13 protein-coding genes are annotated in these 13,538 nt (G+C 59.1%); 7 read left to right on the top strand and 6 right to left on the bottom strand.

Annotated elements, in window-relative coordinates; genetic code table 11:
- The first annotated feature begins 25 nt into the window (after positions 1–25).
- From ACNKU7_RS00425 to ACNKU7_RS00395, 7 genes are all read left to right on the top strand, one after another.
- On the top strand, positions 26–460 hold the full coding sequence (locus tag ACNKU7_RS00425) for a DUF4124 domain-containing protein (protein WP_418294975.1): 435 nt from the start codon (positions 26–28) through the stop codon (positions 458–460).
- Positions 461–568: 108 nt separating this feature from the next.
- On the top strand, positions 569–1,447 hold the full coding sequence (hslO, locus tag ACNKU7_RS00420) for an Hsp33 family molecular chaperone HslO (protein WP_418294974.1): 879 nt from the start codon (positions 569–571) through the stop codon (positions 1,445–1,447).
- 396 nt (positions 1,448–1,843) lie between these two features.
- A complete protein-coding gene (locus ACNKU7_RS00415) occupies positions 1,844–3,391 on the top strand; it encodes a phosphoenolpyruvate carboxykinase (protein ID WP_418294973.1) in 1,548 nt (515 codons plus the stop codon).
- Between the two features lie 195 nt (positions 3,392–3,586).
- On the top strand, positions 3,587–4,267 hold the full coding sequence (locus ACNKU7_RS00410; protein WP_418294972.1) for a D-Ala-D-Ala carboxypeptidase family metallohydrolase: 681 nt from the start codon (positions 3,587–3,589) through the stop codon (positions 4,265–4,267).
- 33 nt (positions 4,268–4,300) lie between these two features.
- Entirely contained in the window at positions 4,301–5,038 is a 738-nt protein-coding gene (locus tag ACNKU7_RS00405) for a D-Ala-D-Ala carboxypeptidase family metallohydrolase (RefSeq protein ID WP_418294971.1), read from the top strand.
- A 63-nt stretch (positions 5,039–5,101) separates the two neighbouring features.
- The gene (locus ACNKU7_RS00400; protein WP_418294970.1) at positions 5,102–6,241 is read left to right on the top strand and encodes an AI-2E family transporter; all 1,140 of its coding nucleotides are present in this window, start codon (positions 5,102–5,104) and stop codon (positions 6,239–6,241) included.
- A 178-nt stretch (positions 6,242–6,419) separates the two neighbouring features.
- On the top strand, positions 6,420–6,974 hold the full coding sequence (locus ACNKU7_RS00395; RefSeq protein WP_418294969.1) for a DUF3833 domain-containing protein: 555 nt from the start codon (positions 6,420–6,422) through the stop codon (positions 6,972–6,974).
- 23 nt (positions 6,975–6,997) lie between these two features.
- Here ACNKU7_RS00395 and ACNKU7_RS00390 read toward each other — a convergent pair whose 3' ends face one another.
- The 6 genes from ACNKU7_RS00390 to glnA all read right to left on the bottom strand — a co-directional run bounded on the left by ACNKU7_RS00390 (position 6,998) and on the right by glnA (position 13,538).
- Positions 6,998–7,801, bottom strand: coding sequence for a bestrophin-like domain (locus ACNKU7_RS00390; RefSeq protein ID WP_418294968.1), 804 nt, complete (start codon positions 7,799–7,801; stop codon positions 6,998–7,000).
- A gap of 143 nt (positions 7,802–7,944) precedes the next feature.
- A complete protein-coding gene (locus tag ACNKU7_RS00385) occupies positions 7,945–8,283 on the bottom strand; it encodes a zinc ribbon domain-containing protein YjdM (protein WP_418294967.1) in 339 nt (112 codons plus the stop codon).
- A 208-nt stretch (positions 8,284–8,491) separates the two neighbouring features.
- Entirely contained in the window at positions 8,492–9,904 is a 1,413-nt protein-coding gene (glnG, locus tag ACNKU7_RS00380) for a nitrogen regulation protein NR(I) (RefSeq protein WP_418294966.1), read from the bottom strand.
- Between the two features lie 46 nt (positions 9,905–9,950).
- Complete coding sequence (gene glnL, locus ACNKU7_RS00375; protein WP_418294965.1) at positions 9,951–11,039, bottom strand: nitrogen regulation protein NR(II); 1,089 nt, start codon at positions 11,037–11,039, stop codon at positions 9,951–9,953.
- Positions 11,040–11,313: 274 nt separating this feature from the next.
- Complete coding sequence (locus tag ACNKU7_RS00370; RefSeq protein ID WP_418294964.1) at positions 11,314–12,006, bottom strand: DUF4124 domain-containing protein; 693 nt, start codon at positions 12,004–12,006, stop codon at positions 11,314–11,316.
- A gap of 125 nt (positions 12,007–12,131) precedes the next feature.
- The gene (gene glnA, locus ACNKU7_RS00365) at positions 12,132–13,538 is read right to left on the bottom strand and encodes a glutamate--ammonia ligase (protein WP_418294963.1); all 1,407 of its coding nucleotides are present in this window, start codon (positions 13,536–13,538) and stop codon (positions 12,132–12,134) included.

The raw sequence follows: 13,538 nt of genomic DNA, 5'->3' as shown, positions 1-13,538 counted from the left end.
ATCCAGCGAGCAGGAAATTGCAATCATGGGGAAAGGACTCGCGCTCTTGATCGTACTCGCCGCCAGCCTGCCGGCGGCGGCGGGAGAGCTGTACCGGTGGGTGGATGACGAAGGCAAAGTGCACTTCGGCGACCGCCCGCCGCTTGAGGCGAAAGCCGAGGCTGTGGGCAGCCAGCTGAAGCCCCTGAATCGCGCCGATGCGCCCCGGCAGCAGACCTTGCCGGATCGCCACCGCGCCGACCAGATAGAGCGCGACTACCAGGACCAGAAACGCCAGCAACTGCAAAGCCAGCAACGCCAGCGACAGGCCGCCTGCAGCCGCGCACAGCGGTCGCTGCGAATACTGAAGGGGCCGGTGTACTTCGTCGATGCCGAAGGCAATAAGTCCACGATCAGCGAGCGCGAGCGCGAACAGCGTGCCCGGGAGCTCGAAGCACAGATTCGCCAGTCCTGCGGGTAAGTAACACCGCAAACCATTGCCAACAACGAACCCGGATCGTCCACGGCTATCATAAAAGCCCTTAGCGGCCTAAAATCGCCCCCCCATTTTTTAGCGAGGCGCCTTGATATGTCCGACCAGTTGGAACGCTTTATCTTTTCTGAGCACGATATCCGCGGCCAGTTGGTCACGCTTAGCCGGAGCTACCGGGAGGTACTCGAGCACAACGACCTGCCTCAGCCCGTACAGAAGCTGCTGGGCGAGTTTCTCGCCGCCGCCTGCCTGCTCTCCACCACGCTCAAATTTGAAGGCATCCTGATGCTTCAGGCCCGCGGTGAGGGCGATGTCCCACTGCTGGTCGCCGAGTGCACTCACCACAGCGACGTGCGCGGACTGGCGCGAGTCGCGGAAGGCGCGGAGATCAAGGAGGGCGCAACCCTGCGCGAGCTGGTCGGCAACCGTGGCGCCCTGGTCATCACTGTGGATCCCCAGGACGGGGAGCGCTATCAGGGCATAGTGCCGCTGGAAAAGGACACGCTGGCCGGGTGCCTGGAAGACTACTTCACCCAGTCAGAACAGCTGCAGACCCGCTTCTGGATTGAATCCAGCGCAGACACCGTCGGCGGCATCATGCTGCAGGTACTACCGGGAAATAACGCCGCCAGCCAGGAAGAGAACGAAGAGGCCTGGGAAACCGCGGTACACCTGGCAGCCACTGTTACCCCGGAAGAGCTGCACAACCTGCCCCACGACCAGCTGCTGGTTCGCCTGTTCCACGAGCTGGCACCAGCGACCCTGGGCACAGCCAATATCCGCTTCAAGTGCAGCTGCTCACCGGATCGCAGCGCGCGCGCGCTGATCGCCATGGGGCCGGAAGATGTCTACCAGCTGCTGGAAGAGCAGGGTGGGGAAATCACCGCGGACTGCCAGTTCTGCAACCGCCAGTACCGCTTCGACCGCGAAAAGATCGAAACCCTGTTCAACGCCCCCCCGCATACCCTGCACTGAGCCAGTTACTGCGCCGGGTTCCCGGCGCAGTCCCCAACCCGCAATGCTCTATCCCGCTCTCATCCCGAGAGCCCACACCCCGCGATATCGGCTACCTGAGCCCCCTTTTTCCACTTTGCAGCCAGCCCAGAACCAGGGCGCGGTTTTGTAAATTTCCCTGTAGTCAGCAAATATTTCCCGCATTTATGAAGTAAAAAAACTACATCACTAGAATTGATATTTTTTTTGCAAAAAAGTACCTGACAACGCTGTCAATAGACTAAAAAACATACAGTTTTTCTACCCGCGCAATTTGAAGTTTGCCATAATGCGCCCGCCAATCAGCTTGGGTCGCCGTTTTTACTGTCGACCCCTACTATTTGTTTCACTGATACAACTTTCACGGGTAATAAACGAATGGCACAGATCGACGACAAGGTGCAGGTACTGAAAAACCTGGCGTCAGCGCAACTGGTCGAGCAGGCACTCCAGCGCGGTGAGGGGAAACTCTCCGACACCGGCGCCCTGGTGACCGTAACTGGCGCGCGCACTGGCCGCTCTCCCGCTGACCGCTTTGTGGTCGAAGAGCCCTCCACCGCTGACAGCATCGAGTGGGGCGGCGTAAACCGTCCGTTCCCGGCAGACAAGTTCGACGCCCTGTGGAATCGCGTAGAAGACTTCGTTGCCAGCCACGACAGCTTTGTACAGCAGCTGCACGTAGGCCAGGACGAAGACCACTACATCCCGGTGAAAGTTACCGCCCAGACCGCCTGGCACACCCTGTTCGGCCGCAACATGTTTATCCGCCCGGACACCTACAACCCCAAGGGCAAGGAAGAGTGGCGCATCCTGCATGCCGCCAACTTCGAGTGCGACCCCAGCCGTGACGGCACCAATTCCGAAGGCTGCGTGATCATCAACTTTGCCCAGCGCAAAGTGCTGCTGGCGGGTATGCGTTATGCCGGCGAGATGAAGAAAGCGATGTTCTCCGTGCAGAACTTCCTGCTGCCGGAAAAAGACGTAATGCCGATGCACTGCGCGGCCAACGTGGGCAAAGACGGCGACGTGTGCCTGTTCTTCGGCCTGTCCGGCACCGGCAAGACCACCCTGTCTGCCGACCCGGAACGCTACCTGATCGGCGACGACGAGCACGGCTGGGCCAAAGGTGGCGTGTTCAATATGGAAGGTGGCTGCTACGCCAAGACCATCAACCTGAGCCAGAAAAACGAGCCGGTGATCTGGGACGCCATCCGCTTTGGCGCCATCGTTGAAAACGTGGTGATCGACGAAGCCGGCACCCCGGACTACCACGACACCAGCCTGACTGAAAACGGCCGCTGCTCCTACCCGCTGGAGCACGTGGAAATGCGCCAGCTGGAAAACCGCGCCGGCGAACCGAAAAACGTGATCTTCCTGACCTGCGACGTTTCCGGCGTACTGCCCCCGGTTTCCATCCTGTCCAAGGAAGCTGCGGCTTACCACTTCCTGTCTGGCTATACCGCTCGTGTGGGCTCCACCGAACTGGGCGCAGAAGCGGGCATTCACCCGACCTTCTCCACCTGCTTCGGCGCACCCTTCATGCCGCGCGCCCCGCGTGAGTATGCCGACCTGCTGATGAAGCGCATCCAAGACTTCGGTTCCAAGGTTTACCTGGTGAATACCGGCTGGACCGGCGGCTCCGGCGACAACGGCAAGCGCTTCCCGATTCCGGTAACCCGCGCCGTAATCGCGGCCATCCAGAGCGGCGCCCTGGAAGGTGCAGAAACCGAGCACCTGGAAATCATGAACCTGGATATCCCGGTGCAGGTGCCCGGCGTAGACAACAGCTACCTGAACCCGCGCAACGCCTGGGCGGATGCTGGCGCCTACGACGCCGCTGCGAAAAAGCTCGCCGCGCTGTTTGCCGAAAACATCGAAAAATTCAACGTCAGCGATGATGTGAAAGCAGCGGGCCCGCAGGCGTAAGCCAAGGCCCTCACTGCCCCCCTGAAAAGCGGCCTACGGGCCGCTTTTTTTATGCCCGGCCACAGGCGGCAGGCAGGCTTTCGCGCGAAAGCTATAGTGAAAAGAGGGCCGGATTTCCCCACCGGGAAAGCTGGTGATTGCACCTCGGCGCCGGCCAGACCGGCGAACCTGTCAGCGGAAATTCGGGCAACGGGCATGCCGTCGGGAAATCCATTTTTCAAAATCAGGCGCCGCTATGAGCGCCTGCCACCGAGCCAACAGACCAACTGGTGGGTTGTTGCCGGTCTCGTTGCACTATTGCTGGCCCTGTTGCTGGCGCTGTGGCTCTACCTGCACTTCAAATCTCTGGAAAAGCCCTATTACGAAGTCAAGGGTTACCGCTTTGCGACCCAGGCAAGCCTCAAACAGTTTCTACGCGACGGTCGCAACCGGCGCGCGTTCGGAGAGCTCACCAGCTTCCTTGAAAGCGCCGGTGTTGCCGATGCCACGGCACCGGAAAACCTGCTGCGCCAGGGCAGCGACTGGCTGGATATCGACGAGGCCCCGTTCGCCATTCCGCCCCGCGATTACTGGAACAACATGCTGCCCACGCTCAAGCTGATCCGCGACGAAGTGATACCCGCGATCGGCCCCGTCGATGTTGTCTCGGCTTTCCGCACCGACCGCTACAACCGCAAGGCCGGCGGATCCAAAGGCAGCAAGCACAAGACCTTCTGTGGACTCGACCTGGTGCCGCGCTCCAATATCAGCCGCAAGGAGTTGATTGAGGAATTGCGCAACCTGCACGCCCGCCTCGGGCCCGACAGCCATATGGGACTGGGGATTTACAGTGGCGTCCGCTTTCATGTCGACACCTGCGGCTTCCGCAGCTGGTAACCGAACCCGGGAAGGATGAGCAGGCGGTAAGCAATGGATATCAAAGAAACACCGGATCACGAATTCTTCGACATCCACATCGAACGGCGGCGGCTGATCTGGATTATCGCGCTGACCCTGATCGGCACCATCGCACTGGTGGTATTAACGGTGGAGAAGGTCGCCGAACTCGCCGAGCGTATCGTGACGCCGGTGGAGTATGTCCCAACGCCAGAGCCCATACCGGAGGTGGTTGTCCCGGATGTACCGATGGTGCACGACATCAAGGGTTACGCCGCCGCTTCGGCTGCCGCATTTGAGAAGTTCCTGACGGAGGGAGACAACCGCGCGCACTTCGATCGCCTTTCACACTTCCTCACCATCAATGAGGTCGCCGAGGTGATCCCCCCCTTCCAGCTCATGCGCCAGGGGAGTGACTGGCAAAAAATCGGGGAGCCGCCCTTCGCGATCCCTCCGGAAGAGAACTGGGAAACCATGGTGGACACACTCAAGGCCCTGAAGGAATTTGTCATCCCGGAAGTGGGCCCGGTGATCATCCTGTCGGGCTGGCGCACGTCCAGCTACAACGCCAAAGCCGGCGGCGCACGCACCAGCAAGCACATGCACTTTTGCGGCCTGGACATGATTCCGCAGGACGACTACTCCCGCAAGCAGCTGCTGCCCAAGCTGCGCCGGATTCACAAGAACCATGGCCGCAAATGGAATATGGGGCTCGGTATCTACAGCGGCATCCGTTTTCACGTCGACACCTGCGGATACCGGCGCTGGTAAACCCGCGGCCTATCTGTTTACATAACCGGCTGTTCAATAACAACAAATGCAAAGGATGCCCGGGTGCAGGAAAAACTCGAACGACGCTCTTTTATTTACGCTTTACTGGCGGTGTCACTGGCCTTCGCGTTTCTGCTCAAGCCATTTTTCACGCCTATTTTCTGGGCCTGTGCGACCGCGCTGATCTTTCACCCGGTGTATCGCCATTTTCTGCACCGCTTCCCCAAATGGCCTAACCTCACTGCGCTCCTGACCCTGCTCCTGTGCATTGTGGTGGTGGTGATTCCGGTATTACTGGTGGCAAGTTCGTTTGTCAGTGAAGGGGCCAACCTTTACCAGCGCGTGCAGTCCGGGGAAATCAACCTGGGGGAAAAGGTCGAGCAGGTTCGCGCTGCCTTTCCCGGCGTCAATGCCTTTCTCGAACGCATGGGTATCGACCTGAGCGGCGCCAAGGAGCGCCTGTTGGGTGGGCTGATGACCGCCGGCAGCTTCCTCGCCAAAAATGCGCTCGCGCTCGGGCAAAACACCCTCAACTTCTTCGTCAGCCTCGGCCTCATGCTGTACCTGACGTTTTTCCTGATCCGCGACGGCAACTCGCTGGTGGCACTGCTGATTCGCGCACTGCCACTGGGCGACGAGCGGGAAAAACTGCTGCTGGCAAAATTTGCCGAGGTAACCCGGGCCACCATCAAGGGCAACCTGGTTGTGGCTGTTACCCAGGGCGCGCTGGGCGGCCTGATTTTCTGGGCCCTCGGCCTGCCCGCCCCCCTATTGTGGGGCGTGGTCATGACCATGCTGTCATTGCTACCTGCGGTGGGCGCGGCATTGATCTGGTTCCCGGCGGGAATTTATCTGTATGCAACCGGTGATTCCGTCAAGGCAACGGTGTTGATGGTGTACGGCGTCGCGGTCATCAGCCTGGTGGACAACCTACTGCGCCCGATCCTGGTGGGGCGCGACACCAAGTTACCGGACTATATCGTGCTATTTTCTACTGTAGGCGGGCTGATCATGTTCGGCATCAGTGGTTTCGCCATCGGCCCTTTGCTGGCCGCGCTGTTTATGGCTTTTTGGGAAATATTCATGCGCGAGTTCATCAGCAATGGACAACCGCTGATCCCGCCGAGGGAATCGTCCCCACTTGAGGGAGCCGAGGACGTTGAGAAGGATGGCGAACAGGATCTGGCTGCGCCCCGGGAGTAATACTCGTTCAACAGCCAAGCAGTTTTGCCTCAGCTGCCGGATCGCGTATCTGGCGGCTGAAGCGGTAGGCAACTCCCGCAGGCCTCATTCCCGATCTGCCAATTTTTCCCCGGTCATCCAGCCCCAGTTATCCACCGTATAAACACCACTGGTTTCTGAAGGTTATGGGGAAAAACGCATGAAAGGTTTAATTCGCGGTTGTTTTTTTTTGTTCATTTTTACGGGTGTCGGCTGCAGCGCTCCCGGCCTGGAACACTACGATGGTCGCAGCCCGGCGTTCATTCCCGAGAAGTTTTTTCAGGGATCGCTGCAGGCCCACGGCATCGTGAAGAACCGCAGCGGCGAGGTGACACGCACGTTTAATGCCACGATTGAGGCCAGCTGGCAGGGCAGTCGCGGTTTACTGAAAGAGCGTTTTGAATTCGATGACGGTGAAATCCAGTACCGCAACTGGCAGCTGACACCTCAGGAAGATGCCAGCGGCACCCGTGTCTTTTACGCCACGGCAGAAGACGTCATCGGTACCGCGGAGCTTCGGGTGCGGGGTAACGCGGCGTTTATGCGCTATGTGCTTGACGTGCCCTATAAAGATTCGACAATCGAGCTGACCGTCGATGACCGCATGTACCTGACCACAGACAATGTGCTGATCGGAGAGTCCGAACTGCGCAAATGGGGCTTCCGCGTGGGCGAGATCGTACTGACCATTACCAAATCCCCGCCGGGACATTGATTGCTGTAGCGCGGGCTTTCTCTTCAGGGTATTTCCGCTCCGCGCTTGAGCGATTCAGCCAACGCTTTCATTGGGCCCTGATCCACCAGCAGCCAGCCCTCATAGCTGCGATCGAGGTCGGCAATCAAGACAATCACTAGCGAAAACGACAAGGCCAGGGCCACAGCAGCGAGGGGCGACGCACTGCCGCTTACCCCCAGTTGCATACCCATACCGAACATCGCGAACGCAGTGATCGCATAGAGCGCGACCCAGATCGCCGTGGGTATTTTATGCACCATCCCCACCTGTATCCGCAGGGCATGCAAATCGATCATTTGGTTGAGGGGCTCATAAAAAGCCCGCAGCCGCGTGGGGTCAAAGTTCTGCTGCAGGTGGCGATCGACCAGCGCCCAGAGCATTTTCTGGATTTCCTCGGTGCGTCTATTGGCCTGCGCAAATTCTTCCTCTCCGAATTTGTTTGGAGAAAAACTGCGCAGGGCGGCGTACTCACGCAAAAGTGTACGCGCCTCACCACGCCCTTCCTCACTCAGGAAATCAGCGCGCAGATATGTCGTCCCAATCGCGTTTACATCCTCCATCAACAGTGCCTTGCGCTGACTGAAGCGATCCGCGGTCATGTTGAACGTAAAGGCCAGCATAAACGCGAGCAGCCCCAGTGTCGCGGCGACGGCACTGCCAAGGGACGCATCCTGCAGCGTTTCGTGGCGCCTGGTGAAACGACGGCCAGCCGCGTAACCAAACGCCAGCGCCACCATCACCAGCAGGAAACAGCCGAAATAAACCCCGGCCAGTGGCAGGGGAAGCCACGCATCCAGTATCTTCATCTATTCCGCAATACCCGGGCAGAAACCTACTCCAAGTTTGGTTCAGATTTCTTCGACTGCCTTACTGAATCAGAGAGGTCTCAGGTTGATATGGCTGACAAGCACGACAACCCGCTAGGCGGAGACTTTGGGGAGAGCCCGGCTCAGGCTTTCTTCACGAACTCGGACTTCAGCTTCATCGGCCCGATCCCATCGATCTTGCAGTCGATGTTGTGGTCGGAATCCACCAGGCGGATATTCTTCACCTTGGTGCCGACCTTGACCACCAGCGACGAACCCTTAACTTTCAGGTCCTTGATGACGGTAACCGTATCCCCGTCCTGCAGGCGGTTGCCATTGGCATCGCTTACGTTCAAGCCGCCTTCATTTTCTTCACTGGCACTTTGGGACCATTCGTGTCCACACTCGGGACAGATAAACAGGTCGCGATCTTCATACGTGTATTCGGATGCACACTGTGGGCAACTGGGCAGGTTACTCATAAGACGATTTCCGTGATAACGGTGACTAAAAGATGAAACGGCCGCGCATTAGACCAAAGCAGCGTACCGGGTTCCAGCGATGCCGGTCAGTTTCCCGGTGGAAAGTAATTCTCCGCTGAGGCCACGGCAGATCTTCAGTGTAGAAATAAAAAACGGGCGGCCATGGCCGCCCGTTTTACATCGATCATTGCACGGGAAAGATCTGTGATCAGTCTTCCCCACCACTCATGCCCAGCTCTTTGAGTTTGCGGGTCAGCGTGTTCCGCCCCCACCCCAGCAGCTCGGCGGCATCGCGCTTGCGCCCGGCAGTGTGCTTGAGAGCAATCTCGATCAGTGCGCGCTCAAAGGCGGGCACTGCCTCGCTGAGGATCTCCCGGCGGCCGGTGGCGAGCGCCTGGTCAGCCCACAAACGCAGGGCTTTCTGCCAGTCCTGCGGCGCATCGCTGGTGGCGCTCTGCTGGTGGAGTTCCGGGGGCAGGTCATCCACATGCACCTCACGGCCAGAAGCCATGACAGTAATCCAGCGGCAGGTATTCTCCAGCTGGCGCACGTTACCCGGCCAGTCGAGATTGGCGAGGTATTCTTCGGTCTCCTTGAGCAGGATTTTGGGCTCTACCCCCAGGTCTTTCGCCGCACTATTGAAGAAGTGGCGCACCAGGCGCGGGATGTCTTCCCGGCGATCTGAGAGACGGGGAATATGGATGCGGATGACATTGAGGCGGTGGAAAAGGTCTTCCCGGAACTTGTGTTCCTGCACCAGCTTTTCCAGGTTCTGGTGCGTGGCGGCGATGATGCGGACGTCCACTTTAACCGGCGTGTGCCCGCCCACCCGGTAAAATTCCCCGTCAGCCAGCACACGCAGCAGACGGGTTTGCGTCTCTGCCGGCATATCGCCAATTTCGTCGAGAAACAGGGTGCCGCCATTGGCCTGCTCAAAGCGTCCGGCGCGCTGGGCGCTGGCGCCGGTAAACGCACCTTTCTCATGGCCAAACAGCTCCGACTCCATCAGGTCTTTCGGGATGGCCGCCATGTTCAGCGCGATAAAAGGCTGGCTCTTGCGCGGGCTGTGATTGTGCAGCGCCTGCGCCACCAGCTCCTTACCGGTGCCCGATTCGCCATTGATCAACACCGTGATATTGGAATGGGACAGGCGGCCAATCGCGCGAAACACCTCCTGCATTGCCGGCGCTTCACCAATGATTTCTTTCGAGCTGGTGCCGTTATCAATCGTTACCGGCTCTTCGATTTGCTGCTCATTGGCATGTGCCAGCGCGCGTCGCGTTACCGCCACGGCTTCATCGACATCGAAAGGTTTCGGCAGGTATTCGAAGGCACCGCCCTGATAGGCGGCCACCGCACTATCGAGATCCGAGTGCGCGGTCATGATAATGATGGGCAGCGCGGGGCGCTCCGCCTGGAAGCGCTGCAATAACTTAAAGCCGTCGGATCCCGGCATGCGGATATCGCTGATGACTACATCCGGCTGTTCGCTGTAGAAGTCATCGAGGGCTCGGTCACCGTTTTCGTAGCAGGTGGTATCTATGCCCGCGCGGCTGAGTGCGCGTTCCAGTACCCAACGGATAGAGCGGTCGTCATCAATAATCCAAACGCGATTGTTCATAATAGTTTTCCGGTCTGCGTTCTTTTAATAAGTCTTTTATGGGCTGCTAGTCCGTCAACAGCGGCAAATAAATCTGGAACTCCGTCTGACCGGGCCGGCTTTCACATTTGATCAGCCCCCGGTGCTGATTGATGATGTGCTGGGAGATCGACAGCCCCAGCCCCGATCCCTCTGCGCGCCCGGAGATCATCGGGTAGAAGATCCGCTCGCGAATGTCTTCCGGTATCCCCGGGCCGTTGTCGACAATATCGATACGGCATACCAGCGGGCACTGACGCCGGCCGATGGTGAACTGGCGCTGTACCCGGGTGCGCACTGAAATGCTTCCCTCTGCGAGGCCGATACTCTCATCGATGGCCTGCATGGCATTGCGAGCGATGTTCAGTACCGCCTGTATCAGCTGCTCGCTGTCCGCGGGAATATCCGGGATCGACGGGTCGTAATCGCGCTGGATCTGCAGAGCGCCATCGCACTCGGCTTCGATCAGCTGCGCCACGCGCTCGGTAATCGCGTGTACATTTACCGGCCGCAATGCGAGAGGCTTGCGCGGTCCCAGCATGCGATCCACGAGGTTACGCAGGCGATCCGCTTCCTCAATGATGATCTGGGTATATTCCGCCAGGCCCTCGTCGGGATAGACACCCATCTCGAGATCTTTCAATTCCCTTTGCAGCAACTGTGCCGCTCCGCGTATTCCGCCGAGCGGATTCTTGACTTCGTGGGCCATCCCCCGCACCAGATTGCGGGTGGTTTCCTGGGCGGAGAGCAGGGCGTCTTCGCGGGCAATCCGCAGCAGGCGATCCATGGACTGCACCTCGAGCAACAGCAGGCCCAGCTCGGAGAGTGGGGTCACCGAATAGTCCACCGTGCACTCTTCGAGGTTGTGCAGGATCCACAGCGCCCGCCGCATGGTGTATTTCTGCCCGGTGGCCAGTGCACTGCGCAACGCCTGGTCGGCAGACAGGGACTCGCGCACCACGTCTGCCAGTGGCTGGCCCACGGCGCGTGCACTGGAGGCGGCCACCAGATCCTCGGCTGCGGAGTTCAGGTAGCAAATCGAAAGGTTTTCATCGAGTACCAGCACGGCCGAAGTGAGGTTATCCAGCAGTAGCCGTAACTGACGATCATTGAGCATGCGGTATTCCGGTTCTCTGTACGGTTCTGTTGCCTAATGGCAGTGCAAGAAGCAAACCAAAATGGCGCAGAAAGCGAAGGGCGGTGGCACTTGCGGGGCATGCCCAGCGAAGCGGTCAAACTAGCGCACCATTATGGTGCATAGGGCATTATTTAACCAGCTGCAATTTGCAACTGCCGACAGTCGATGTACAGAGCGGGAAGTCGCGGGGGATATTTGGTGCGCAACCGACAGCGTGGGCACGCACCAAACTGGGGATCAAACTGGAAGCGGATTAACGGCGTGGCTGGGGTCGCCCTGGCGGAACCACGCCCGGAGCCTGAGGCATCTGGGGCGCCTTGGGTGCCTGCTTGGCCGGGAAGTCCGGCACTTGCCCGCCCGGTCTTTTCACATGCACCTGGATCGGCTGGGATTCCGCCAGCGGCTCACCATTGACCCCGAGCAATACTGCCTGGATGGTGTGGGTACCCCGCTCCAGCGCGGAGATGTCGAGACTGGTGCCGCTGGAGGTGCCGGACCAGCGCTGGCCGTCGATCACCGCAAAGAACTCGTAACCGCCCCTGGGCACAGGATCCATCGCCACCTGCAACAGGATATACCGCTGCCCTGGCGGGATGGTGGCATCATTGGCGGGGCTGACAATGGCGAAATTAACCGGCCCCAGGTCATCATATCCGGCATCTTCGTCGGACTTGGGCGACAGTTTCCTTGTGGGCAAAGGGCGCGGCAGCGTAATCGGCTGCACGTTGGTAGGCCCAATCCTGACCTTCTCCGCCTTTTGACCCGGCGGCGGCGTATCGCTGAAGGTGACTTTTCCGTCGGGGCCTACCACCTTGTACACCGTGCTTCCCGCTGAGGTCACCGGTTTGACATCCTGCCCCTTCGCCGTGTCCGCCGCAGCCATCACAGGCACGGCCACAACCACCGCCAGAACAGAGCCCAGAAGGCGCTTCACATTGTTCTTCATGGTGCTTCTTTTCCCTGACTATTCAGTTAAAGGCTAGTGTACCCACATAAAAAAAACCCGCACCTGATGGCGCGGGTTTTTGCGGGCCCCTGCGCAAGGCGAGGGCCATAACTGCTGAAAAGTGATCAGCAGGAGTAGTACATTTCGAACTCGACCGGGTGAGTGGTCATGTTCACACGCTGTACTTCTTCACGCTTCAGGGCGATGAAGGCGTCGATGGCGTCATCAGTGAATACACCACCTTCGGTCAGGAAGGCACGATCCTGATCCAGTGCGTCCAGAGCCTGTTCCAGGCTGGAAGCAACGGTCGGGTACTCGGCCAGCTCTTCCGGCTCCAGATCGTACAGATCTTTGTCCGCCGGGTCGCCAGGGTGAATTTTGTTCTTCACGCCGTCGAGGCCTGCCATCAGCAGGGCAGCGAAGGCCAGGTAAGGGTTGGCGATCGGATCCGGGAAGCGGGTCTCGATACGCTTGCCTTTCGGGCTCGGCACGAACGGAATGCGGATAGACGCAGAGCGGTTGCGCGCGGAGTAGGCCAGGATTACCGGGGCTTCGAAGCCAGGTACCAGACGCTTGTAGGAGTTGGTGCCCGGGTTACAGATGGCGTTCAGGGCACGCGCGTGCTTGATGATACCGCCGATGTAGTACAGGGCAGTTTCAGACAGGCCAGCGTAAGCGTCACCAGCGAACTGGTTAACACCGTCCTTGCTGAAGGACTGGTGCACGTGCATACCAGAACCGTTGTCGCCTACCAGCGGCTTCGGCATGAAGGTCGCAGTCTTGCCGTAAGCGTGCGCTACGTTGTGCACCGCGTACTTCAGGATCTGAACTTCGTCCGCTTTCTTGGTCAGGGTGTTGGCGCCAACGCCGATTTCACACTGGCCAGCAGTACCCACTTCGTGGTGGTGCACTTCAATCTCCAGACCCATGGATTCCATCGCGGAACACATGGCCGCACGAATGTCGTGCAGGGAGTCGACCGGCGGAACCGGGAAGTAGCCGCCTTTCACGCCCGGGCGGTGACCCATGTTGCCTTCGGCGTAGCTGGCGCCAGAAGACCAGGCCGCTTCCTGGGAGTTGATCTTGTAGAAGGCGCCACCCATTTCGGCACCCCAGGTGATGTCGTCGAATACGAAGAACTCGGGCTCCGGACCCATCAGTACAGTGTCACCCAGACCGGTGGACTTCAGGTACTCTTCGGCGCGCAGTGCGATGGAGCGCGGGTCGCGCTCGTAACCCTGACCGGTGATCGGGTCAACGATGTTACAGCGAATGATGACGGTCGCTTCGTCGGTGAACGGATCCAGGAATGCGGTCTCGTCGTCCGGCATCAGGATCATGTCGGATTCGTTGATGCCCTTCCAGCCAGCGATGGAAGAACCATCGAACATCTTGCCTTCTTCGAAGAACTCGCTGCCAACTTCCTTAGACGGAATGGAAACGTGTTGTTCCTTACCTTTGGTATCGGTGAAGCGCAGGTCTACCCATTTTGCTTCGCTCTCTTTAATGAGCCCGAGCGTTTTCGCTGACAT

Origin of the sequence: Microbulbifer weihaiensis (assembly GCF_048323715.1) — a bacterium.
Taxonomy (GTDB): domain Bacteria; phylum Pseudomonadota; class Gammaproteobacteria; order Pseudomonadales; family Cellvibrionaceae; genus Microbulbifer.
The sequence above is the reverse complement of the archived record's forward strand: the minus strand, read 5'-3'. Positions and strand labels throughout refer to the sequence as shown.

What these genes read in the sequence shown, in the direction of transcription:
- ACNKU7_RS00415 (WP_418294973.1), top strand. Translation starts at nt 1,844, where the DNA reads ATGGCACAGATCGACGACAAGGTGCAGGTACTGAAAAACCTGGCGTCA.
- hslO (WP_418294974.1), top strand. Translation starts at nt 569, where the DNA reads ATGTCCGACCAGTTGGAACGCTTTATCTTTTCTGAGCACGATATCCGC.
- ACNKU7_RS00405 (WP_418294971.1), top strand. Translation starts at nt 4,301, where the DNA reads ATGGATATCAAAGAAACACCGGATCACGAATTCTTCGACATCCACATC.
- ACNKU7_RS00385 (WP_418294967.1), bottom strand. Translation starts at nt 8,283, where the DNA reads ATGAGTAACCTGCCCAGTTGCCCACAGTGTGCATCCGAATACACGTAT.
- glnA (WP_418294963.1), bottom strand. Translation starts at nt 13,538, where the DNA reads ATGTCAGCGAAAACGCTCGGGCTCATTAAAGAGAGCGAAGCAAAATGG.
- ACNKU7_RS00425 (WP_418294975.1), top strand. Translation starts at nt 26, where the DNA reads ATGGGGAAAGGACTCGCGCTCTTGATCGTACTCGCCGCCAGCCTGCCG.
- ACNKU7_RS00410 (WP_418294972.1), top strand. Translation starts at nt 3,587, where the DNA reads ATGCCGTCGGGAAATCCATTTTTCAAAATCAGGCGCCGCTATGAGCGC.
- glnL (WP_418294965.1), bottom strand. Translation starts at nt 11,039, where the DNA reads ATGCTCAATGATCGTCAGTTACGGCTACTGCTGGATAACCTCACTTCG.
- glnG (WP_418294966.1), bottom strand. Translation starts at nt 9,904, where the DNA reads ATGAACAATCGCGTTTGGATTATTGATGACGACCGCTCTATCCGTTGG.
- ACNKU7_RS00390 (WP_418294968.1), bottom strand. Translation starts at nt 7,801, where the DNA reads ATGAAGATACTGGATGCGTGGCTTCCCCTGCCACTGGCCGGGGTTTAT.
- ACNKU7_RS00395 (WP_418294969.1), top strand. Translation starts at nt 6,420, where the DNA reads ATGAAAGGTTTAATTCGCGGTTGTTTTTTTTTGTTCATTTTTACGGGT.
- ACNKU7_RS00370 (WP_418294964.1), bottom strand. Translation starts at nt 12,006, where the DNA reads ATGAAGAACAATGTGAAGCGCCTTCTGGGCTCTGTTCTGGCGGTGGTT.